The sequence below is a fragment of the Clostridia bacterium genome (assembly GCA_024685775.1).
In the GTDB taxonomy this organism is placed as follows: Bacteria; Bacillota; Clostridia; order Christensenellales; family CAG-1252; genus CAG-1252.
Window position 1 is genome coordinate 1 of record JAIKVL010000025.1, and the last position, 23,706, is coordinate 23,706.

Annotated in this window: 11 protein-coding genes; all 11 read left to right on the forward strand. The window is 54.9% G+C overall.

The window, feature by feature from the left end; genetic code table 11:
• Positions 1-88: 88 nt before the first annotated feature.
• The 11 genes from K5753_04335 to secA all read left to right on the forward strand — a co-directional run bounded on the left by K5753_04335 (position 89) and on the right by secA (position 23,705).
• The gene (locus K5753_04335; GenBank protein MCR4726430.1) at positions 89-3,799 is read left to right on the forward strand and encodes a DNA-directed RNA polymerase subunit beta; all 3,711 of its coding nucleotides are present in this window, start codon (positions 89-91) and stop codon (positions 3,797-3,799) included.
• 15 nt (positions 3,800-3,814) lie between these two features.
• Positions 3,815-7,381, forward strand: coding sequence for a DNA-directed RNA polymerase subunit beta' (rpoC, locus tag K5753_04340; GenBank protein ID MCR4726431.1), 3,567 nt, complete (start codon positions 3,815-3,817; stop codon positions 7,379-7,381).
• A gap of 43 nt (positions 7,382-7,424) precedes the next feature.
• Positions 7,425-8,600: a methionine adenosyltransferase gene (gene metK / locus K5753_04345; protein ID MCR4726432.1), complete on the forward strand. Its 1,176-nt coding sequence runs from the start codon at positions 7,425-7,427 to the stop codon at positions 8,598-8,600.
• Between the two features lie 193 nt (positions 8,601-8,793).
• Complete coding sequence (locus tag K5753_04350; protein ID MCR4726433.1) at positions 8,794-12,831, forward strand: hypothetical protein; 4,038 nt, start codon at positions 8,794-8,796, stop codon at positions 12,829-12,831.
• A 19-nt stretch (positions 12,832-12,850) separates the two neighbouring features.
• Positions 12,851-13,882, forward strand: a complete 1,032-nt coding sequence (locus tag K5753_04355; GenBank protein ID MCR4726434.1) for a hypothetical protein — start codon at positions 12,851-12,853, stop codon at positions 13,880-13,882.
• Between the two features lie 12 nt (positions 13,883-13,894).
• Positions 13,895-14,908 carry a hypothetical protein gene (locus tag K5753_04360; GenBank protein MCR4726435.1) on the forward strand — a complete coding sequence of 338 codons (1,014 nt, stop codon included), beginning with the start codon at positions 13,895-13,897 and terminating at the stop codon, positions 14,906-14,908.
• Between the two features lie 15 nt (positions 14,909-14,923).
• Positions 14,924-16,489, forward strand: a complete 1,566-nt coding sequence (locus tag K5753_04365; GenBank protein ID MCR4726436.1) for a metallophosphoesterase — start codon at positions 14,924-14,926, stop codon at positions 16,487-16,489.
• Between the two features lie 11 nt (positions 16,490-16,500).
• A complete protein-coding gene (locus tag K5753_04370; GenBank protein MCR4726437.1) occupies positions 16,501-17,997 on the forward strand; it encodes an alpha-galactosidase in 1,497 nt (498 codons plus the stop codon).
• A gap of 84 nt (positions 17,998-18,081) precedes the next feature.
• Positions 18,082-20,268, forward strand: coding sequence for an ATP-dependent RecD-like DNA helicase (locus K5753_04375; protein ID MCR4726438.1), 2,187 nt, complete (start codon positions 18,082-18,084; stop codon positions 20,266-20,268).
• Positions 20,258-21,025 carry a ComF family protein gene (locus K5753_04380; protein ID MCR4726439.1) on the forward strand — a complete coding sequence of 256 codons (768 nt, stop codon included), beginning with the start codon at positions 20,258-20,260 and terminating at the stop codon, positions 21,023-21,025. The genes K5753_04375 and K5753_04380 overlap by 11 nt, the downstream gene beginning before the upstream one ends.
• A 46-nt stretch (positions 21,026-21,071) precedes the next feature.
• On the forward strand, positions 21,072-23,705 hold the full coding sequence (gene secA, locus K5753_04385) for a preprotein translocase subunit SecA (protein MCR4726440.1): 2,634 nt from the start codon (positions 21,072-21,074) through the stop codon (positions 23,703-23,705).
• Position 23,706 lies beyond the last annotated feature (1 nt).

The following is a 23,706-nucleotide window of genomic DNA, read 5'->3' on the forward strand; positions in this document are numbered from 1 at the left end:
TTTTCCTCAAAAAAATTTTCCCCACCGTAGGTGAAGGAAAAAAGGGCGGAAGCGAAAGCGTTTAAATTTGGAAGGAGTGGTTTTTTCAATGTCTGTTCACAAGGTAAAGTACGGCAACGTGGAAAGAATGAGTTTCTCCAAAACGAAGGAGGTCCTGGATCTCCCGTATCTTATCGAGCTGCAAAAGGGTTCGTATAAGAAGTTTTTGGAAGAAGGTCTTCGCGAAATTTTCGACGAGTTCTCCCCGATCGTTCAAAGGGCGACGAACGGCGCCGAGCGTTTCATTTTGGAGTTCGGCGAGTACAAAGTGGAAGAGCCGCATTTCTCCGCAAGAGCCTGTAAGAGCGAGAACCTCGTTACTTACAACGCGCCTCTTCGCGTCAAAGTGCGTCTTACGATCCGCGAGAAAGGCGATCTCATCAAAGAGGACGAGATCTTCATGGGCGACATCCCCCTTATGACGGAGACGGGTTCTTTCGTCATTAACGGCGCGGAGCGCGTCATCGTCTCGCAGCTCGTCAGAAGCCCGGGCGTCTACTTCGAGAAGGAAGTGGATAAAGACGGCGAAATCACCTATAAATGCACGGTCATCCCGAAGAACGGCGCGTGGATGGAATTCGAGCAGGATTCCACCGGCGTTTTGTACGTCAAGGTCGACCGCAAAAAGAAAGTCACCGCGTCTTTGATGCTCCGCGCGCTCGAACTGACCGAAGATCAGACCTTGATCGACCTCTTCGGCGAGGACGACAAGATCATGCGGACGACGATGGAAAAAGATAAAGAAGGCGAGCGCACCTTGGACGGAGCGAAGACCGAGCTTTACAAGACCATCAAAAACGGCGAGATCATCACCAAAGAAGGCGTCGAGGCGAATATCCCGGGCATCTTCTTCGACAAGAAGCGTTACGATCTCTCCCGCGTCGGCAGAAATAAATACAACAAGAAACTTTCCCTCGCGAATCGTATCGCGGAGAGAGAGCTCGCGGACGACATCGTCGATCAATACGGCGAAGTCCTCGCGGAAAAGGGAACCTCGGTCGATATCGAAAAGGCTTGGGAAATCCAAAACGCCGGCGTGAACGTCGCGTACGTCGTCGGAGCGGACGGATCGAAAGTCAAGGTCATCGGTAACAACACCGTCGATCTTTCCGCTTTCGTCAAGAAAGATCCGAAAGAGCTCGGCGTCTTGGAGCACGTCCACTATCCGACCCTGATGGAGATCTGGGAAGGTCTCGAAAGCGACGAGGAGAAGGAAGAAGCCGTCAAAGCGAATGCGGACAGGCTCGTATCCCGTCAGATCCGTATGGACGATATCGTCGCGATCGTTAACTACAACCTCAACATTCCGCACGGCGTCGGTTCCTTCGATAACATCGACCACCTCGCGAACAGGCGCGTCCGCGCGGTCGGCGAACTTCTCCAACACGAGATGAGAAAAGGCTTCCAAAACATGGAGCGTCAGATCATCGAAAAGATGAACACGACGAACGCGGACGAAGCCGAAATCAAAAAGTTTATCAACGTTAAACCCGTTACCGCGAAGATCAAAGAGTTCTTCAACAGCGCGCAGCTTTCGCAGTTTATGGATCAGGAAAACCCGATCGCCGAACTTACCCATAAGAGAAAGCTCTCCGCTCTCGGCCCCGGCGGTTTGAACCGCGAAAGAGCCGGCATGGAAGTCCGTGACGTTCACCACTCCCACTACGGACGTTTGTGCCCGGTCGAGACCCCCGAAGGTCAGAACATCGGCTTGATCTCCTCTCTTTCGACCTATGCGAAAGTAAATGAATACGGCTTCATCGAGACCCCGTACAGGAAGATCGACAAGGCGACGGGCATCGTCACCGACGAGATCGTCTATATGACGGCGGATGAAGAAGATAAGTACATCATCGGTCAGGCGACCGAACCGATCGGCGAGGACGGAAGGCTCAAAAACCCCATCGTTTCCTGCCGTATCTGCGAAGAGATCCGCAACGTGGAAGCGTCCAAGGTCGATTACCTCGACACGTCGCCGAAGCAGCTCGTCTCCGTCGCGGCGTCCCTGATCCCCTTCCTTGAAAACGACGATACGAACCGCGCCTTGATGGGCTCGAACATGCAGCGTCAGGCGGTTCCTCTTATTCGCCCCGAAGCTCCGATCGTCGGAACGGGTATCGAATATAAGATCGCGCACGACAGCGGGATCGTCGTCCTCTCCGAGTTCGACGGCGTCGTCACTTCCGTCACCGGCGATTCGATCACCGTCAAGGGAGACGACGAGATCAAGACCTACGAGCTCTTGAAGTTCCAACGCTCCAACCACGAAACGTGTATCAACCAAAAACCCGTCGTCAAAATCGGTCAGTTCGTTAAGAAAGGCGAAGTCCTCGCGGACGGCCCCGCCACGCAAAACGGCGAGCTCGCGCTCGGAAGAAACATCCTGATCGGCTTTATGACTTGGGAAGGTTACAACTACGAAGACGCGGTCCTTATTTCCGACGAACTCGTTCGCGACGACGTGTTTACGAGTATCCACATCGGAACCTACGACACCGAAGCGCGTTCGACCAAACTCGGCGACGAAGAGATTACGCGCGATATCCCGAACCGTAGCGAAGATATGCTGAAAGACCTCGACGAGAACGGTATCATCCGCATCGGCGCAGAGGTCCACGCGGGCGACATCCTCGTCGGTAAAGTCGCGCCGAAAGGCGAGACCGATCCCACGCCGGAAGAAAGGCTTCTCCGCTCGATCTTCGGCGAGAAGGCGAGAGAGGTCAGAGACGTGTCCCTCGTCGTTCCTCACGGCGAGTACGGCGTCGTCGTCGACGTTAAAGTCTTCACCAAACAAAACAAAGCGGACCTCTCCGCGGGTATCAATAAACTCGTGCGCGTGTATATCGCGCAAAAGAGAAAGATCTCCGTCGGTGATAAGATGGCGGGACGCCACGGTAACAAAGGCGTCGTCTCCCGCGTCCTTCCGAAAGCGGATATGCCCTTTATGGCGGACGGCACTCCTTTGCAGATCGTGTTGAACCCCCTCGGCGTTCCGTCTCGTATGAATATCGGACAGGTCCTCGAAGTTCACCTCGGTCTCGTCTGTAAGATGCTCGATTGGAAGATCGCGACCCCCGTCTTCGACGGCGCGGACGAATCCGAAATCAAAGAGCTTATGGTCTCCAACGGGCTTCCCGCGGACGGCAAAGTCCAGCTCTTCGACGGACGTACGGGCGAACCCTTCGAGAATAAAGTCACGATCGGTTATATGTACTACCTGAAACTCGCCCACCTTGTCGACGATAAGATCCACGCGCGTTCGACCGGTTCTTACTCCCTCGTCACGCAGCAACCGCTCGGCGGTAAAGCCAAGTTCGGCGGACAGCGTCTCGGCGAAATGGAAGTTTGGGCGATCGAAGCGTACGGCGCGGCGAACATCCTGCAAGAGATGTTGACCGTCAAGTCGGACGACGTGTCCGGTCGTGAAAAGGCGTACGCCTCCATCACGAAGGGACAAAACATCAGCGAGCCGGGTATTCCGGAATCCTTCCGCGTTCTCGTTCGCGAAATGCGTTCCCTCGGGCTCGATATTCGCGCGCTCGGTGAAAACGATCAAGAGATCCCCGACACGATCGAGGACGTCGCGACCATCGAACCGCAGCAAGAAGCTCCGACGAACAGCGAGATCGATCTCGGCGGCATCTTCGGAGAAGACACCGTCGGCGAGGACGATGCGGACAGCCCCTTCGAGACCGTTGCGGACGAAGCGGACATCAAGAATCTCTTCGGCGTGGAAGACGACGAAGACAGCATCTTTTAATGGAGGGACGTAATTATGTTTGAAATTAATAACTTCGATTCCATAAAAATCGGTCTTGCTTCTCCCGAAAAGATCAGAGAATGGTCTTGCGGCGAAGTCACCAAGCCGGAAACGATCAATTACAGGACGCAAAAACCCGAGCCGGACGGCTTATTCTGCCAAAAGATCTTCGGGCCGACCAAAGACTGGGAGTGCGCCTGCGGAAAGTATAAGAGAATTCGCCATAAGGGCGTCGTTTGCGATCGCTGCGGCGTTAAAGTCGAGCAAAGCAAAGTCCGCCGCGAGCGCATGGGTCATATCGAGCTTGCCGCTCCGGTCGCGCACCTTTGGTATTTGAAAGGGACGCCGAGCCGTATCGCCACGATCCTCGATATGCCGCCGAAAGAGGTGGAGCACGTCGTCTATTACGCGAGCTACGTCGTCTTGGATCCGGGCACGACGGGTCTTCATAAGAAGCAAGTCTTGAACGACATCGAATATCGCGACGCGATCGACACCTACGGAGAAGGCAGCTTCAAAGTCGGTATGGGCGCGGAAAGCATCAAGATCCTTCTCCAAGAGATCGACCTTGACAAAGAGATCGTCGAGATCCGCAAAGCGATCGCCGAAGATCAAAAGTCCTCGAAGGATAACGCGCAAGCGCCGAAGAGAATGAAACTCGCGAAGAAGCTCGAAATCGTCGAAGCCTTTAAGGCGACGGGTTCCAAGCCCGAATGGATGATTATCGAAGCGCTTCCCGTCCTTCCCCCGGAGCTTCGCCCGATGGTTCCCCTCGACGGCGGCAGATACGCGACTTCCGATCTGAACGATCTTTATCGTTTCGTCATTTCGCGTAACAGACGTTTGAAGCACTTCCTGCAAACCGGCGGCGTGGACGCGATGATTCGCAACGAAAAGCGTATGCTTCAAGTCGCGGTCGATAACCTGATCGACAACAGCAAGAAAGCGAAATCCAATTCTTCCGGAAAGAGCCGCGAACTCAAATCCCTGACCGCGATGCTCAGAGGTAAGCAAGGTCGCTTCCGTCAGAACCTTCTCGGTAAGCGTGTCGACTATTCCGGTCGTTCCGTTATCGTCGTCGGCCCCGAACTCAAACTCTATCAATGCGGTTTGCCGAAGGAAATGGCGCTCGAACTCTTCAAGCCTTTCATTATGAAAGAGCTCGTCGAGAGAAATATCTGCAACAATATCAAGAACGCGAAGCGTTACGTCGAAAGAGCGAGAAGCGAAGTTTGGGACGTTCTCGAAGATATCATCAAAGACCATCCCGTCCTTTTGAACCGCGCTCCGACGCTTCACCGCCTCGGTATCCAAGCGTTCGAACCCGTCCTCGTCGAAGGTAGGGCGATCAAACTGCACCCGCTCGTTTGCGGCGCGTTCAATGCGGACTTCGACGGCGACCAAATGGCTGTCCACGTTCCTCTTTCCATCGAGGCGCAAGCGGAAGCGAGATTCCTTATGCTCTCGACGAACAACATCTTGAAGCTTTCGGACGGCAAACCCGTTATGACCCCGACGCAGGATATGATCCTCGGAAGTTACTATCTGACGATCGAGAAAGAAGGCGCGAAGGGCGAAGGCAAGTACTTTATGAGCGTGGACGAGGCGAAACTCGCCTATGCGAATAAGGATATCGAACTCCAAGCGAAGATCTACGTCCGCGTCAGCAAAGAGATCGACGGCAAAGTCGTTACGGGCAGAATCCACACGACGCTCGGCCGCTTCATCTTCAACGAGGCGATCCCGCAGGATCTCCACTTCGTCGACCGCAGCGATCCCGCGAACGCGCTCGCTCTCGAAATCGACTTCCTCGTCGGCAAGAAGCAGCTCGGACAGATCGTTGAAAAGTGCTTTAAGTACAAGGGCAGCACCGAGACCGCCGTCGTCCTCGACAAGATCAAGGCGCAGGGCTTTAAGTACTCTACCATCGGCGCATTGACGACCAGCGTCTTCGATATGCATATCCCCAAAGAGAAAGACCAGATCATCGCGGACGCGGAAAAGAAAGTCGCGGACGTCGAGAAGCTCTTCCGCCGCGGTCACATTACGGACGCGGAGAGAGCGAAGCAGGTCATCGCGATCTGGAACAAAGTTACGGACGACGTTACCGACGCTTTGTCCAAGTGCTGGGATAAATTCAACCCGATCAAGATGATGGAGCAGAGCGGCGCTCGTGGTAATATGAGCCAGATCCGTCAGCTCGCCGGTATGCGTGGTCTTATGAAAGATCCTACCGGTAAAACCATCGAGCTTCCTGTCAAGAGCAACTTCCGCGAAGGTTTGTCCGCTCTCGAATACTTCATTTCTTCCCACGGCGGTCGTAAAGGTCTCGCGGATACCGCGCTTAAAACGGCGGAATCCGGTTACCTCACCCGTAGGCTCGTCGACGTCTCGCAATCGGTCATCATCCGCGATATGGATTGCGGCGACAAGAAGGGTATCGTCGTCAGCGCGATCTACGGCGGCAGAGGCGATTTGATCGAGGTTTTGAAAGATCGTATCATCGGAAGATACACGATCGACGCGATCGTCAATCCGAAGACGGGTGAAGAGATCGTCCCGGCGGACGCGATGATCAGCGAAGAAGCCGCGAAAGAGATCGAAAAGGCGGGCATCGAGAGCGTCAAGATCCGCAGCGTGTTTACCTGTAAGTGCGCGACGGGGCTTTGCTCCAAGTGTTACGGTAAGAATATGGCGAGCGGCAACCCCGTCAAGATCGGCGAAGCGGTCGGCGTCATCGCGGCGCAGTCCATCGGCGAGCCGGGTACCCAGCTTACGATGCGTACGTTCCACACCGGCGGTGTCGCGTCTTCCGAAGATATCACCCAAGGTTTGCCGCGCGTCGAAGAACTCTTCGAGTGCCGCAATCCGAAAGCGCAGGCGATCATTTCCGATATCGCAGGTACCGTGACGATCACCGAAAAGAACAAGAAGCGCACGATCGTCGTCGAGAACGAGCAAGACAGAAAGGAGTACGTCCCCGCTTTGAACGCGAAAGTCCTCGTGACGGACGGGCAGGAAGTCGATCCCGGAACGCAGCTTACCCAAGGCGCGATCAACTTGCAGGATCTCCTCCGTACCCGCGGCGTAAAGGGCGTTCAGGATTACTTGATCCGCGAAGTCAAAGACGCGTATCGTCTGTCCGGTGTCGATATTAACGACAAGCATATCGAGATCATTATCCGTCAGATGATGCGTAAGGTCAGGATCGAGAAGCAGGGCGACACCGATTTCCTCCCCGGCGAACTCGTGGATCTTTCGACCTACGAAGAGAGCAACCGCAAGGTCCTTTCCTTCGGCGGAGAACCCGCGACCGCGAAGCGTACTCTTCTCGGTATCACCAAGGCCTCCTTGGCTTCCGAGAGCTTCCTCGCTTCCGCTTCCTTCCAAGAGACGACGAGGGTCCTTACCGACGCGGCGATCAAAGGCAAAGTCGATCCGCTTCTCGGGCTCAAAGAGAACGTTATCCTCGGCAAGTTGATCCCTGCCGGAACGGGTCTCAAAATGTATCAGAACGTGAACGTTCAACCGAACGCTCTCGTGGACAGCAACGCACAGGACGAAAACTCCTATTTGGCTTAATGGCGAATGAATGGGGGCGGTTTCCGCCCCCTACTTTACACAAATGCAAGACGTAAGATTGATAACGAGCGAAAGTATAACGGAAGGGCATCCCGACAAAGTGGCGGATCAGATCTCCGACGCGGTTTTGGACGAGATCTTAAAGAGCGATCCCGCCGCGCGCGTCGCGGTCGAAACGGTCGTTACGACGGGCATCGCGATCCTCGTCGGCGAGATCACCTCGTCCGCGACTCCGAACGTTCAAAAGATCGTTCGAGACGTGATCCGCGACATCGGCTACACGTCCAGCGATATGGGTTTCGACGCCGACACCTGTTCCGTTATGGTTTCTTTGGACGAGCAGTCGCCCGACATCGCGATGGGCGTGGATAAAAGCACGGACAGCGCGTCCGGCGATAAATACGATTTGATCGGCGCGGGCGATCAGGGAATGATGTACGGTTACGCGTGCCGCGAGACCGAGAGCTTAATGCCGCTCCCGATCACCCTCGCGCATAAGCTGACCCTTCGCTTGACCGAAGCGAGAAAGAAAGGGGAACTCTCCTATCTTCGCCCGGACGGAAAAGCGCAGGTCACGGTGGAGTACGTCGACGGGAAACCCAAGAGAGTCCATACCGTCGTCGTCTCGACGCAGCATTCTCCCGAAGTCGATATCAAAGTCCTTCGGAAAGACGTCGAAGAGAAGATCATCAAAAAGGCGATCCCTTCGTCTTTGCTGGACGAGAACACGCTGATCTACGTCAACCCGACCGGTCGCTTCGTGACGGGCGGACCGCACGGCGACAGCGGACTCACGGGCAGAAAGATCATCGTGGATACCTACGGCGGCTATTGCCCCCACGGCGGCGGCGCGTTCTCCGGAAAAGACCCGACGAAGGTCGACCGCAGCGCGGCGTATATGGCGCGTTACGTCTGCAAAAATATGGTTGCGGCGGGCGCGGCGGAAAGAATGCAGCTCGAAGTGTCCTACGCGATCGGCGTGGCGCACCCGATCTCTTTGCACGTCAATTCTTTCGGAACGGGCGTCCTTCCGGACGGCGAACTCGAAAAGATCGTGGCGAAAGTCTTCGATCTTCGCCCCTCGGCGATCATCGACACGCTCGCGCTTCGCAGACCCATCTACCGCGCGACTTCGAATTACGGTCACTTCGGAAGGGAAGGCTTCCCTTGGGAGCAAACGGACAAAGCGGAAGAAATCAAAGCGCTTTTGCGTAAATAACGAAAAGAGATCCGGTCACGGATTTGTAAGAGCGGCGTAGATCATACGCCGTTTTTTTATAAAACGGGGGAAACGGAAAAGGGAGAGCGTATTGATTTTACGGGGTTTTCCGTGTTACAATAAAAAAAGCGTTTCGAAGAAACGCAGAGAAGATCGCCGTTTCGGCGAGCAAAGGTTTTCGGGGAGTTCGGCTATGAAAAAATCATTCGCTTTATTGATTTTGATCGTCAGCGTCGTCGCGCTCCTTTTTTGCTTTGCTTCCTGCGATCTTTTGTCGAGCATTCTCGGAAATTCCGAGCCTCTCGAACCCGAACTTCCCGAAGGGGAGTACTCGGCGTGGAAATCCAACGAGAACGGGACGCATTCACGCTATTTTCTTTCCGATCCGACCGTAACCGAGACGAAGGATTGCAAAATGAAGGAAAAAACCGCGGAAGCGACTTGCGTGTCCGGCGGTTACACGAAATATACCTGCCCCCTCTGCGCGTATTCTTACGTTTCGGACAGGACGGAGCCCGATCCCGATCGCCATCAGCTCGTCTTCCACGAGAAACGAAACGCAAGCTGCACGGAGGACGGCTGGAAAGCCTATTACACCTGCGCGCTTTGCGCATATTCGTCCTTTGAAGAACTTCCCGCCACGGGTCACGATTTTTCCGATTGGGAATATTTGAACGAAACGCAGCATATCCGCGTTTGCCGTAATTGCGACGTTCGAGGGTACGCGGATCACGACTTTACGGAGGACGCCGCGGTAGAGGAGACCTGTTCTTCCGCGGGGCGGACGGAAGGAATGCATTGCGCGGCTTGCGAAAAAGTCTTCAAAGCGCAGGTCGAGATCCCCGCCGATCCCGAAAAGCATCGACTCGTATCCGTCGCGGCGAAGCGCCCGGGTTGCGAGGAAGAAGGTTGGAATGCGTATCGGTATTGCGAGCTGTGCGATTATTCGGAGAAAACCTCGATCGATCCGTTGGGTCATAAAAAGTCTTATAATTTGTCGAGCGATTCAAGCGGGCATTTCCGCACCTGCCTGCGCTGTTCCGAGCGGCTCGGGGTCGAACCGCACGAAAACGAAATCGAGGAAGCGGTCGAGCCGAGTTGTTTCCGCGACGGGCGGACGGAAGGCGCGCATTGCAAGGTTTGCGGCTATCGGACCCGAACGCCCGAGATCGTCCCTCGGATCGGCAGTCACGATTTAACGGAATATCCCGCCGCGGAGCCCGATTGCGTAACGCCCGGAAACGAAGCGTACGTCCGTTGCTCGCGATGCGATTATACCGATTACAAAGAGATCCCCGCGCTCGGACACAGTAAGACGGAGTACCCCGGGAAACCCGCGACTTGCACGGAGAGCGGCTTCGCGAATTATTTCGTTTGCTCGCGTTGCTCGTTCTCTTCTTACGCGGAGCTTCCCGCGAAAGGGCATACGCTCGTCGAGGAAGAAAGCGAGCCCCCGACTTGCCTCACCGCGGGACACGACGCTTATTCCCATTGCTTGAATTGCGATTTTACGACCTATCGAGAGATCCCCGCGCTCGGTCACGAGATCGAAAACCATCCCTACGCCGAGCCGACTTGCGTGAAAGACGGGTGCGCCGCGTATGAGACGTGTTCTCGCTGCTCGTATACCACCTTTGAGAGGATCCCCGCGCTCGGGCATCATCCGGGCGAACTTCAATCGAATGAAAGCGGGCATTTCCATCTTTGCGTTCGTTGCTCGGCTCAGATGGATTCTACCGCGCATACGCCCGTCACCGATCCGAGGGTGGAAGCGACTTGCACCGAAACGGGCTTGACCGAAGGGGCGCATTGCTCGGTCTGCGCTTACGTCACCCTCGCGCAAGAGACGATCCCCGCGGCGGGGCATGCTTTGGAGCATTACGCCGCCGAAGCGCCTACTTGTCTTTCGGATGGTCACGCGGAATACGAAGCTTGCCGAATTTGCGACTACACGACCTATACCGTCATTCCCGCGCTCGGACACGACGAGATTCCGCACGAAGGTCTCGAACCGACCTGCACCGAAAGCGGCTATTCGGCGTACGTCACCTGCTCGCGTTGCGACTATTCGACCTATTGTGAATTGCCCGCAAACGGTCACACGATCGTTTCTTACGATAGGAAGGAGGCGACCTGCACCGAAAGCGGGCATAACGCTTATGAAGAGTGTACTTGCTGTTCGTACACGACGATAGAGATGTTTGCGCCGCTTGGGCATTCGGAGGGGAGCGAATTGGGCAGAGACAGCTCGGGACATTACTATTATTGCGCTCGTTGCTCGATCCCGATGGATCTTCTTCCGCATACGCCCGCGATCGATCCGGGAGTGGAGGCGAATTGCTCCGAAACGGGCTTGACCGAAGGCTCGCATTGCTCGGTCTGCGCTTACGTCATCCTTGCGCAGGAAACGATCCCCGTAAACGAGGATCACGTGCTTATCGATCATCCCGCGCAAGCCGTAACTTGCACCGAGGAAGGCTGGGCGGCATACGTTACTTGCTCGCGCTGCTCCTATTCGACGTACGGGGCGATCCCCGCGCTCGGGCATTCGCCGAGCGGCTCGTATTACGATGATTCGGCACATTGGGCAAAGTGTTCGCGTTGCGAGTCGGCTTTGACGCGCTCGCCGCATTCGTTCTCCGTCCTCGCATCCGTGTCGCCCGACTGTGTGAATGCGGGCGAGGATACTTACGGGTGTTCGGCTTGCGCTTATACCTATTCCGAGGCGACTCCCGCGCTCGGTCACGATTACGTCGTCTACGATAATATCCCGCAAACCTGCGTTACCTACGCGCACTTTTACAGCGCTTGCTCGCGTTGCTCCGATTCTTACGAGTACACGGGGACCGAGTACGCGCCGCATCAATACGAAGCGGAAACCTGCAAGGTCTGCCGGCGCAACGAGCTTATGGATTACTACGAGACGTTTACCTTACACGGAAATAATTCTTCCGACTTGATCAGTATCCGAGATGAGAAAGAATTGCGGTTGTTATACGACTACTTGCTGTTCTATAAAGTGACGTATTACAAATACTTTTCTTATCCGAACCTGACGGTCTCGGAATTTGAAGATCTTGTGGATCAGCTCCTCAAAAAAACCACCGCGCAAAATTGGGCGTTCCAATATTCGCACGGCGGCAGTCCCCTATATTTTAGGATGCGTTGCATGAGCGAGGATAATTTCCGCCTCGATAAAGTCGCTACCCTTTTGCCCGGGCAAGACTATGCGATCGAGGAACGCGCGCAGCAGGACTTCCTCGCGATAAACCGAATGGGCGAGGCGCGGGGCGATTCCTTCGAGGATTTCCCGTATTTGACGAGGATGAATTCCGTCTCCGTTACTTCCTCCGACCAACTCTTTTACGCTTTCTCTCACGGCTATAAACCCATCCCGACTTCGGGGTCCGCCGCGGAGCGGATGATGAATAAAGCGAAAACGATCTGTCGCGAATATATTTCGGACGATATGACGGACGTTCAAAAACTCTATGCGATCATGCAATGGATGGTCGCGGAAGTGACCTACGATTACGGAGCGATCACCGCTTCGGATTCGGGTTCGATCCTTTGGCAGTATGCGACCGCTTGGTATGCGGAAGGTGTCTTCGACTATCATCTCGCGGTTTGCGACGGGATCGCGAAAGCGGTCTGCATTCTCGCGGGTATCGAGGATATCAAATGCGTTCGCGTGCACGGAAATTCGCACGCTTGGAATCGAGTCTGGGTCGACGACGGAAGCGGGGAAAAGAAATGGTTCGTCTACGACGCTACGCACGCGAACCTCGGCGTAAACGGTTCTTACGAAACGTTCGCGCTGAAAAACTTTTTGATCAGCGACCGACAAAAAAGCGAGTTCCACTACGTAGCCGTTAACTATACCGAGGAAAACTGCGCGGCGGTTACGGAAGGCAATCCCTATGCGTTCGTTCATTACGGAACGGCTGCGGAATCGCAATCGAACGATCTTGTGATCGTAAACGCCGGCGAGTTGGATGCGGTCGTTCAAACACTCGTGCCGGTGCGAAACGCGTCCGACACCGATTACGTTACGATCGAGATCTTTATCGACGCGGCGTACTGCCCGACGATGGATGATTGCTCGAATGCGGTTCGGCAGGCGTTAAACAGCGCGTTCTGTTATAAATCGTTCAGCTATATCGGTGGCGCGGCGACCTACGGGGAAAGGAGCGGATTCCGCTATATGATCCTCTTGGGAACGGCAAGCTAATGCGGAGAGGGGTGAGGAAATGAAAGCGGCGTTCGTCATTCTTCTTTCGATCCTGATCGCGGTTAGCGGCGGGCTTCTCGCGTACGGCGCGATCCTCGGACCCGCGAAAACGTTCGTTCCCGAATCGAGCGGCGTTCTCGAAGCGCCTCCGCCGAATATTTATATGGCGGGCGAGACGCCGAACGACGTTTCCGTGTCTCTCGTTCAAAACCTAACGCCCGAGCAGGCGGCGGATGCGCTCCTTGCGGTCACCTATAATTCGCTGATGGCGGAGCGGTATTACTTCTTCTGTCACGTCGACGCTCTTGCGGGCAATAAGTACTCCTGTTCGGATTATTTCAGGATCTTGCAAAGGGGCGCGGATTTCTTCTATCAGGCGCTGACCTACGGCGGCGGGTGGAACGTCGGCGTTTGTCACGCCGCGATCGGCTCGACCCGCCTCGACGCCACGACCTTGAATGTCTCCTACGATCGCTCCGCGAAGACGTTCGACGCGGCTTTTCCCGATCGTCCGGACGTCAGGGAGGCGAATCCCGGCGCGTTCGCGCGGACCCCGTATCGCGTGTACGGGCTGTTCGGGCTGCCCCTCGGTTTGGACGCGAAGGATTGGCGCGGGACGGATTACTCCGTTATGACGGGCGCGACCGTTTCGGTCGAGTCTCCGTCTCCCGCCGCTCCGTATTACAGGCTTTTCCTTTCGCTCGACCCCGCCGCGGCGAACGCTTCCGCGGAAACGCTTCGTCGCTTGAACGAGGGCGCGGGCGGCAAGATGAAGAACCTGACGGTCTCTTCCTTGACCTTTACCTTCGAGATTTGGGAGTGCGGGCTGTTCCGTTCGATCGAGGTCTCGTCCGATCTGACCGCGACGCTCGGCGGGAAGACGGGAAAAGCGATGTTGAAGCGATCCTATGAATTCAGCTATGATAAAAAAGCGGCAAGCATCCTTTCGCAACTCAAAGAGAAGGGATGGGAAAGGGCGTTGAAAGCGTCCGATCTCGAAAAACTGACGGAGAGGGAAGCGGCGGAAGCCGCGCCCGCTTCGAATCGATAAACGGAGGAATCTATGAAAAAAGTTATCGTCATCATTCTCGCGATCCTGATCGCCGCAAGCGGCGGACTTCTCGTCTACGGCGCGATCCTCGGACCCGCGAAAACGTTCGTTCCCGAAAAGGACGGCGTGCTCCTCGCTCCGCCCGCGAACATTTACTCGGAGGGAAAAGCGGCGTACGATCCGTCTTCCGCGCTCGTTCAAAACGCGTCGTCCGATCAGATCGCCGAAGCGCTCGTAAACGTTTGCTATAATCATCTCAGGGTAAAACGCTATAATTTCTTCTGTCACGTCGATTCCCTCTCGGGGAATAAATACGGCTGTTCGGATTATTTCAGGATCGTCCAAGACGGAACGGACTTCTTTTATCAGGCGTTGACCTATGCGAGCGGAACGAACACGGGCGTTCGCCACGCTTCGATGGGAAACACGCGCTTCGACGTGACGACGTTCAACGTTTCGTACGATCGCTCGACCAAGACTTTCGACGCGGCTTTCCCCGATCCCACTCCGAAAGAAACTCCGGGAACGCCCTATAATTATTATCCGGACAGACCCGAGGTTCTCTTTAATCTTCCCTTGGCGCTCGCAGACGAATCGGGGAAAACAGCCGACTATTCGGTTATGGCGAACTGCTCGTTCGATCTTGCGCTTCCTTCCGCGTCCGCGGGGTATTACACGCTGGAACTTACGCTCGATCCCGCCTCGGTCAACGCGTCTTCGGAAACGATCCGTTGTTTGAACGATTGTATGGGCGGTAAAATGAAAAATATCAACGTCAGCGCGTTGAGCTTCCGTTTCGAGATATGGGGAAGCGGCGTTTTCCGCAAGATCGACGTGAATTCGGAATTCACGGCGACCGTCAGCGGTAAAACGGGAAGCGGGAAAATGACTCGCGCCTACGAATTCAGTTACACGCCGGAAGCCGGCAGTATTCTGAAACAATTAAAGGACGCCGATTGGGAAAAATTCTGCCCGCAAAAGGATAAAGACATCCTTTCGGCGCGTGAAAATTCTTGGATCGAATAGCGGGGTAAGGAAAAAATGAAAGCGGTTTGGCAAAAGATAAAAAGCGTAGCCTCTTCGCGCGCGTTTCTCGCGGTTTTTACTCTTCTCGCTTACGCGGAGATCTACGTCTTCGTTTCGAGTTCCTTTTTCGAGAGAGATCGTTCGCTTTTCGGTCCCGCGTTCATAGGGATCTTACTTCTTTCGCTCTCGATCGCTTTGACTTTGTTTTTCGGCGTTTCGCTGTTTCTTGCCGTCTATCGTAAGGAAGGGGAGAGAAACGGCGTCTTTTGTTTGGTCGCGGAGATCGTCGCGCTTCTTTTCGGGGCGGCGCTTCCGATCTTGACGTATTACGGAAGAATGACGGAAAGCGTTACTTTTTTGAAAACGCTTCCGTATTTCGCGGCGGGGCTCGTCGCGATCGCGACTTTGTTTTTGATCCCTCTCGCGAAGAAGAAAGCGATCCTCGCGTTCGTCGCGGTCGCCGTCTTTGTCGGACTTTCCGCGGGCGTGACGGCGATCTCCGCGAACGGTGAAAAACTCGAATTCGAGGCGGCGCCCGTCGTCTTCGACACGGGGAAGGATTTCTCCGTCGTGTGGTGCACGAACGCCGTTTCCGTCGGCTATTTGGAATATACCTACGGCGATCAAAAGTACGTCGTTTACGACGCGTCGGACGGTAAATATCGCCTCGATCGCAGGGTGCATACCGTGCGCGTTCCGTACGAGCACCTTTACGGCAACACCTATACGGTGGCTTCCGCAAAAGTGCTGCGAAACGCGTCGCGGGATCCCAAACTCGGCACGTTTATCAAGTCGAAAGGTTACAAATTCGCCGACAAAGTCACCGGCGACGAATTGAAGATGCTTTCTCTGACCGATTGGCACGAGAAGACGGATCGCGCCGCAACGCTTGCGGAAATGCGCTCCGATTACGATCTCCTCTTGGTGATGGGGGACGAGATCAATTATGTAAACGAATTCGAAGATATCATAAACTTCGCGGTCATTCCCGCCGGAAAGATCACGGGCGGCGTTAAGCCCGCGCTCTTCGTGCGGGGCAATCACGAGATCCGCGGCAAGTATTCGGGCGAAATCAAATCCGTGATCGGCTTGGAGAATTATTATTTTACGACGAGTTACGGCGAAGTGAATTTCCTCATTTTCGACGGCGGGGATACCAAGCCGGATGAGGACGCGGAATTCGGCGTCGTGAACGTGTGCGAGAGTTACCGTGAAAAGCAACTTGCGGAGATGGAAGCGCTCCCCGTGATCGCTACGGGCTATAACGTTTGCCTGTGCCATATCCCGCTCTTTTCCAGAGAGATCCTCGATGAGGAGCCCAAGGGGGAGAAAGCGGACGAACAGTACGAGCGCTTTGCCGCCATTCTCGCGCATCACGAGGTCAAGCTCGAAATAGCGGGGCACGAGCATTTCCTCGACTATACGCAAGGCGGCGCGAGTGCCACCTTGATCGCGGGCGGCCCCACCGAAGCGAACGGATACGTCGCCTGCTTTATCACAGTTAAGGCGGGCGTGGCGAATATCGAGGCGTATAACGCGGAGGGTACCGTGGCGACGTACGGCCCCCTCGCGCTTCGTTAAAGGAGGGGCGTATGACGGAGGATCTCAAAAGAAAGACCCCGATCATGGGGTGGGCGTCTTGGAACTGCTTCCGGACGAACATATCGGAAGAAAAACTCAAAGCGCAATTCGACGCGCTCGTTTCGACGGGGCTCGCGGCGAGCGGCTACGTTTACGCGAACACGGACGACGGCTTTTTCGGCGGTCGCGATGCGGACGGGAAACTTTTGTTTCATAAAGAGCGTTTTCCGAACGGGATCAAGGTCCTTGCGGAATACGCGCACGCGCTCGGGCTGAAAGCGGGCATTTATTCGGAGGCGGGCAGGGCGTCTTGCGGGTATTATTACGACAACGAGGGGAAAAACGGCGCAGACGTCGGTTTGTTCGGTCACGAAAGAGAGGACCTCGAAACCTTCCTCGTCGATTGTGATTTTGATTTTCTCAAAGTCGATTGGTGCGGCGCGCTTCGCGAAGGCGTGGACGAAAAAGAAGAGTACGTCAAGATCGGAAAGATCCTGAACGAGATCCGCGGACGCAAGGGAAAGAGCGTCGTCTATAATATCTGCCGCAAGTTTTTCCCCGGAGAATGGGCGGTCGAGATCGCGGATTCCTGGCGCACCGCCGCGGATATCCGACCGGATTTCGCCTCGATCCTGCGCCAGATCGACAATATCAAACCGCTTCGGAGATTCTGCTCTCCGGGTCACGTTAACGATCTCGATATGATGCAGATCGGGAACGGGCTTTCGCCCGCGGAAGAAAGAACGCATTTTGCGATGTGGTGTATGATGTCCACGCCGCTGATGATCGGTTGCGACTTGACGAAGATCCCCGCGGAAACGCTTGCCGTTTTGAAAAACGAAGAACTGATCGCGCTCGATCAGGACGAAGCGTGTTTGCAGGCGTTCGTCGTGAAAGAGATCAAGGGCGAAAGCGGAGCCTTACTCGGCGAAGTTTGGGTAAAGGAACTCGGGAAGAAAAACTCCGCGGAAAAGGCGATCGCATTCCTGAACCGAAGCGACGAGCCTCTTTCGATGTCGATCGACCCAAAAGAAGCGGGGCTTCTCGGGCGTCTTCTTTCCGTTCGCGATCTTTGGAAGAAAAAAGATCTGCCGCTCGGCGAGCCGCTGTCGTTTTTCGTTCCGCCGCGCGAAACAGTCGTGATTCGCGTAAGAAGCGAGAAAGCGGGAGAATGCGCGGACGTAAACGAATCTTCCGCCTACGTCGAGCCCGCGCCGTTCATCCCGATCTCTCGGGAAAAGGCGCGCGAACTTGTCGAAAACGGGGCGCTCCTTCTCGACGCGCGAACGAGAGAAGAATATAGGGAAGGGCATTTGAAAGGCGCGCTTTGCACGCCGTTTACCGAGATCTATTCTCACATCTCGGAAACCGTCCCAACCAAAGACACGGTCTGTGTCGTCTATTGCTCGAAAGGGCTTCGAAGCGCGCAGGTCAAGTACACGATGGACCACATGGGCTATACTCGCGTTTATTCGGTCGGCGGCATCGAATGCGAGGGAGAACTCTGATCGTTTTACAAAATCTCCGTTTATTCCCTCGGAAATTTTCTACCGCCTTTACTAACTACCTATTTTTATGATATAATACTCTCTATGGAACTCGTCGGAACCATTGAGAGTATTATTTTCAGAAACGCGGAGAACGGCTATTCCGTCGTCGGCGTTTCCACGCCCAAGCGCGTGACCTGCGTGGGCGTCTTTCCCCCCGTTACGGAAGGGGAAAGGGTCGTTATGTCCGGCGATTACGTCGTGAATCGAAATTTCGGCGAGCAGTTCAAGGTCGTCGCGGTCAAAGTCTCTCCGCCGACCAATCGCGAAAGTATGATCAAGTATCTTTCGGGCGGTCTGTTTAAGGGGATCGGCGAAGTCACCGCGAAAAACATAGTGAGCCACTTCGGCGAAAAGACCTTCGAAGTCATCGAATTTACGCCGCTCGAACTCGTAAAGGTTCGCGGCGTCAGCCGTCAGAAAGCGGAAAGCATCGGGGAGCAGTTTTCGTCCTTCCGCGCGATGCAAAACACGATCATCTTTTTGCAGGGGTACGAGATCTCTTTGAACCTTGCGCTGAAAATCTATCGCACCTACGAGGGCTTGACCGAGCAGATCATTCGAAATAATCCCTTTCGCCTGATCGAAGACGTGGACGGGGTGGGCTTTTCCACCGCCGATATGCTCGCGCTTCAAATGGGGATCGAGAAGGACAGCACTTTCCGCATAAGCGCGGCGATCGTCCACGTCCTCAAAACGTCGGCTTCCACCAAGGGGCATACCTATCTTCCGATCGGAATGCTCGTCCGCGAGACGATGAAACTTCTCGGTTTCGACGGAGAGAAGGAAAGCGCGGTCTTGACCGTCCTCGACGAAATGCAACTGGACGGAACGGTCGTCTACCTGAACGATCTTCATATGAACGGCGTTATGCTGTCTTCCTATCACAACCTCGAAAAGAATATCGCGAAGACCCTTCTTCGCATTATGGAGTCGAGCAGCGACCTCGACCTCAATCTCGAACGGGAGATCGAGCAATTCGAAAAGCGCGAGAACGTCAAGCTCCACCCCTCGCAAAAAGAGGCGGTGACGGCGGCGGTGAACAGCGGCTGCGTCGTCATTTCCGGCGGCCCCGGGACGGGCAAAACGACGATCATCAAATGCATTATCGAGATCCTGCGTCAAGAGGGCTATTCTTTCGCGTTGACCGCGCCGACGGGGCGGGCGGCGAAAAGGATGAGCGAGGCGACGGGATCGGAAGCGAAGACCATCCATCGCCTTCTCGACATTCATTCGAGCGATTATTATTCGGGGACGAAGATCGACGCGGACGTCATCATCGTGGACGAGATCAGTATGGCGGACGAATATATTTTCAACGCCCTTCTTCGCGCCGTTCCGCAAGGAGGAAAGATCGTCCTCGTCGGCGATAAGGATCAGCTTCCGTCCGTCGGGGCGGGCAACGTCCTATCGGATATCATCGCCTCGCAGAAGATCCCCGTAAAATACCTGACGCATATCTATCGCCAATCGGCGGACAGCAATATCGCGATCTACGCGCATATGATCAACGGAGGCAACGTCCCCGAGTTCGATAACGGGAGCCGCGACTTTTTCTTCGATAACGTAAAAGAAGGCGAAAGCGTCGTAAAGGACGTGATCTCGCTTTGCACCGAGCGTTTGCCACGCTATTTCGGACTGGACGCGTCGGATGTGCAAGTCCTCGCGCCCCTGAAAAAAGGAGACGGCGGCGTCGAAGATCTGAACGCCGAGCTGCAAAAGGTTTTGAACGCGCCCTCGCAGGAGAAAAAGGAGATCGCGCACGGCGATCGCGTCTTCCGCGAAGGGGATCGCGTGATCCACACCGTCAATAATTATCACCTCGGTTGGATCCTTCCCTCGGGCGGCGGCTACGAGGCGGGCGAAGGCGTCTTCAACGGCGATATCGGAAAGATCCTCGAAGTCGATAAAGCGGAAGCGCAGGTCAAAGTCCGTTTCGAGGACGGCAAGATCGCGACCTACACCTCGGGCGATATCGATCAGCTTTCTCTCGCCTACGCGATCAGCGTCCATAAAAGCCAAGGCTCGGAATTCCCGATCGCGGTCGTCGCGTTTAACCGCTATAACCCGATCGTGACGTCGCGCAATCTTCTTTACACGGCGATCACCCGCGCGCGCCGCGCCGTCGTCCTCGTCGGAAACAAAGGAGACGTCGTCCGAATGATCAAGAATAACTACACGGAAAAGAGGCATACCGCCTTGTCCCGCTTCCTGACGCAAAATGAAATTTGACCCGAGAAAACTGCTTTCCGCGCTCTTCGTGTCGGAGTATAACTGCCTGTTCTGCGGAAGGGAACTCGCGGGCAAGACCCGTTACGCGGTTTGTTCGAATTGCTACCAAAAGCAAGAGGTTATCGAACGCGGTTGCTTGAAATGCGGAAAATTGCTCGTGACCGAAGCGGAGTATTGCTTGGATTGCCAAGAGAACGAAAAGGGATTCGACGTCGCCGTCGCGCCGTTTGCGTACTCCGCCGCGATCCCGAACCTCGTGATGGATCTGAAATTCAACAATAAGCGATATCTCGCGCCCTATATGGCGCGCTTTATGACGGATAAATTTCTCGATCGGGGTTTGACGGCGTCCGTGGTCGTCCCCGTTCCGCTCCATAAGAATCGGGAGAAAAAGCGCGGCTACAACCAAAGCGCGCTTCTCGCTTCGGAGATCGCGAAAGGGTTGAATATTCCTTATCTTCCGTCTGTTGCGTCTCGGGTGAAAGACACGCTGACTTCCTCCACGCTCGAAGGCGGCAGAAAAGCCCGCGAAGAAAATATGAAGGACGCGTTCGTAATAAACGATCCGTCCGCGGTGAAAAATAAGGTCGTCCTGATCGTGGACGACGTCCTGACGACGGGTTCGACTTCGGGCGAACTCGCCCGCGCGCTCAAAAAGGCGGGCGCGACCCGCGTCGTCGCGCTGACCTTCGCCACGACCAAGGAAAAACCGCCCGTCCAAAAAGAGGAAGCGCCGAGCATTATTGATCTAAAATAGTTTTACTTATGATCTTTGGTATAGTAAAATAAAATCGAGGTGTATTATGAGTTTATTTCCAAGCGTAAACGACAGACAAGTCAAAAAGCTCCGCAAGATCGCGGATAAAATAGAACTTCTCGCCCCGCATTACGCGTCTCTTTCGGACGACGAATTGAAGGCGATGACCCCCGCGTTCAAAGAAAAACTCGCGCAGGGCGCCACGCTCGACGATATCCTTCCCGACGCGTTCGCCGTCGTCCGCGAAGCGGCGACCCGCGTCCTCGGGATGCGCCATTTCTACGTCCAGCTTCTCGGCGGTATCGCGCTCCATCAAGGCAGGATCGCGGAAATGTGTACCGGTGAAGGTAAGACCCTCGTCAGTACCTTGCCCGCCTATTTGAACGCGCTTACCGGAAAGGGGATGCATATCGTCACGGTGAACGATTACCTCGCCAAACGTGACGCGGAATGGATGGGCAAAGTCCACCGCTTCCTCGGGCTTACCGTCGGCGTCTCGATCGAAGGAATGACCTCCGAAGAAAAGAAAAAAGCCTACGAATGCGATATCCTTTACGCGACGAATAACGCGCTCGGCTTCGATTACCTCCGCGACAATATGGCGGTTTCGAAAGCGCAGACCGTGCAGCGCGGAATGAACTTCGCGATCATCGACGAGGTGGATAGCATCTTGATCGACGAAGCGAGGACCCCGCTTATCATCTCGGGCAGAGGAAATAAAAGCAGCGAAATCTATATAACGGTCAATCGTTTCGTCAAGACCCTTCACGAGGAAGATTACGAGAAGGACGAAAAGGAGAACAGCATTCGCCTGACCGAAGAGGGCGTCGCGAAAGCGGAGCGTTATTTCGCGATCGATAACCTCGGCGACATCGAAAACAACGATCTGAACCATCATATCAACATCGCCTTGAAAGCGCAATTTATGATGAAGCGCGACAGCGATTATATCGTCAACGATCACGAAGTCATCATTATCGACGAATTCACGGGTCGATTGATGATCGGTCGCCGTTACAGCGACGGCTTGCATCAGGCGATCGAAGCGAAGGAAGGCGTCCGCGTTAAGGACGAGAACAAGACCCTCGCGACGATTACTTTCCAAAACTATTTCCGTATGTACAAAAAGCTCTCGGGTATGACGGGTACCGCCAAGACCGAGGAAACCGAGTTCAAGCAGATCTACGGTTTGGACGTCGTCCAGATCCCGACGAATCTTCCCGTTCAGCGCAAGGATATGAACGATCTTTTGTATAAAACGAAAGCCGGCAAGATGCGCGCGATCGTCGCGGATATCCGCGATTGTTATGAGAGAAAGCAACCCGTCCTCGTCGGCACGATTACGGTCGAAAAGAGTGAAGAACTCTCCGCTCTTCTCAAAAAGGAGAAAATTCCCCATAACGTTTTGAACGCGAAGAATCACGAGCGCGAAGCGGAGATCGTCGCGCAGGCGGGTCGCCTCGGACAGGTCACGATCGCGACGAATATGGCGGGCCGCGGAACGGATATCATGCTCGGCGGCAATCCTGAATATCTTGCGCGCGCCGCGCTCGAAAAGAACAATTATTCTCACGAAGCGATCGTCGAAGCGATGGGCTTTGCGAAAGAAGTCTCGGAAGAAGCGCTCCGCGCGAGAGAGGATTTCAAGCGTTTTTATAAAGAGTACAAAGAGCAGACCGACGCGGAAAAGAAAGAAGTATTGGCGCAGGGCGGTCTCAGAGTCATCGGAACGGAGCGTCACGAAAGCCGCCGCATCGATAACCAGCTCCGCGGTCGTTCGGGAAGACAAGGCGACGTCGGTTCCTCGGTGTTCTACGTCTCGATGGAAGACGATCTCGCGAGAATCTTCGGCGGCGAAAGGATGTACTCCATCGCGAATACCTTTAATTTGGATGAAGATACGCCGATCGAGCTTAAAATCATCACCCGCGCGATCGAGCGCGCGCAACTCGCGGTCGAAAACCGCAATTACAGCGTCCGTAAGCACGTCCTTGCCTACGACGACGTTATGAACCGTCAGCGCGAGATCATCTACGCCGAAAGGAATAAGGTTTTGACCGGCGAAGACGTCCACGAGGAGATCGTCAAGATGATCCCGTCCGTCGTCGCGGAATTCGTCGCGGGCGTCGTCGATTACTCCAAAGATTACGTCCTTTGGGATTACGACAGGATCAATAAAGAGATCAACGACAGGCTTCTCCCCGAAGGCTCCTACGTCGTCACGAAGGAACTCGCTTCGGGCTTGAATCTGCATAAGGTCATCAACGCGGTCGCGCTCGCCGCGGTCAACGCCTACGACGAGAAGGAAGCGTCCTACAAAGAGCAGGGCATCTCCTTCGGCGACTTCGAAAGAGCGATCATGCTGCGCGTCGTCGACTCCAAATGGATCGACCATATCGACGCGATGGACGCGCTCCGCAAGGGCATCGGTCTCCGCGCAATCGGTCAACACGATCCCGTGATCAGCTACTCGAACGAAGGTTTCGAAATGTTTGACGAGATGATCGCATCCATTCAGCGCGATATCGTCTTTATGGCGCTCAAAATGGAGATCCGCAAAGAGGAAGGTCCCAGACAGCCGAAACCTCTCGTCCCCGAGAAAAAGCCCCAAAAAGTCGGGCGTAACGATCCCTGCCCCTGCGGTAGCGGAAAGAAATACAAGAATTGCTGCGGCAGGTAAT

What these genes read in the sequence shown, in the direction of transcription:
- K5753_04335 (MCR4726430.1), top strand. Translation starts at nt 89, where the DNA reads ATGTCTGTTCACAAGGTAAAGTACGGCAACGTGGAAAGAATGAGTTTC.
- rpoC (MCR4726431.1), top strand. Translation starts at nt 3,815, where the DNA reads ATGTTTGAAATTAATAACTTCGATTCCATAAAAATCGGTCTTGCTTCT.
- metK (MCR4726432.1), top strand. Translation starts at nt 7,425, where the DNA reads ATGCAAGACGTAAGATTGATAACGAGCGAAAGTATAACGGAAGGGCAT.
- K5753_04350 (MCR4726433.1), top strand. Translation starts at nt 8,794, where the DNA reads ATGAAAAAATCATTCGCTTTATTGATTTTGATCGTCAGCGTCGTCGCG.
- K5753_04355 (MCR4726434.1), top strand. Translation starts at nt 12,851, where the DNA reads ATGAAAGCGGCGTTCGTCATTCTTCTTTCGATCCTGATCGCGGTTAGC.
- K5753_04360 (MCR4726435.1), top strand. Translation starts at nt 13,895, where the DNA reads ATGAAAAAAGTTATCGTCATCATTCTCGCGATCCTGATCGCCGCAAGC.
- K5753_04365 (MCR4726436.1), top strand. Translation starts at nt 14,924, where the DNA reads ATGAAAGCGGTTTGGCAAAAGATAAAAAGCGTAGCCTCTTCGCGCGCG.
- K5753_04370 (MCR4726437.1), top strand. Translation starts at nt 16,501, where the DNA reads ATGACGGAGGATCTCAAAAGAAAGACCCCGATCATGGGGTGGGCGTCT.
- K5753_04375 (MCR4726438.1), top strand. Translation starts at nt 18,082, where the DNA reads ATGGAACTCGTCGGAACCATTGAGAGTATTATTTTCAGAAACGCGGAG.
- K5753_04380 (MCR4726439.1), top strand. Translation starts at nt 20,258, where the DNA reads ATGAAATTTGACCCGAGAAAACTGCTTTCCGCGCTCTTCGTGTCGGAG.
- secA (MCR4726440.1), top strand. Translation starts at nt 21,072, where the DNA reads ATGAGTTTATTTCCAAGCGTAAACGACAGACAAGTCAAAAAGCTCCGC.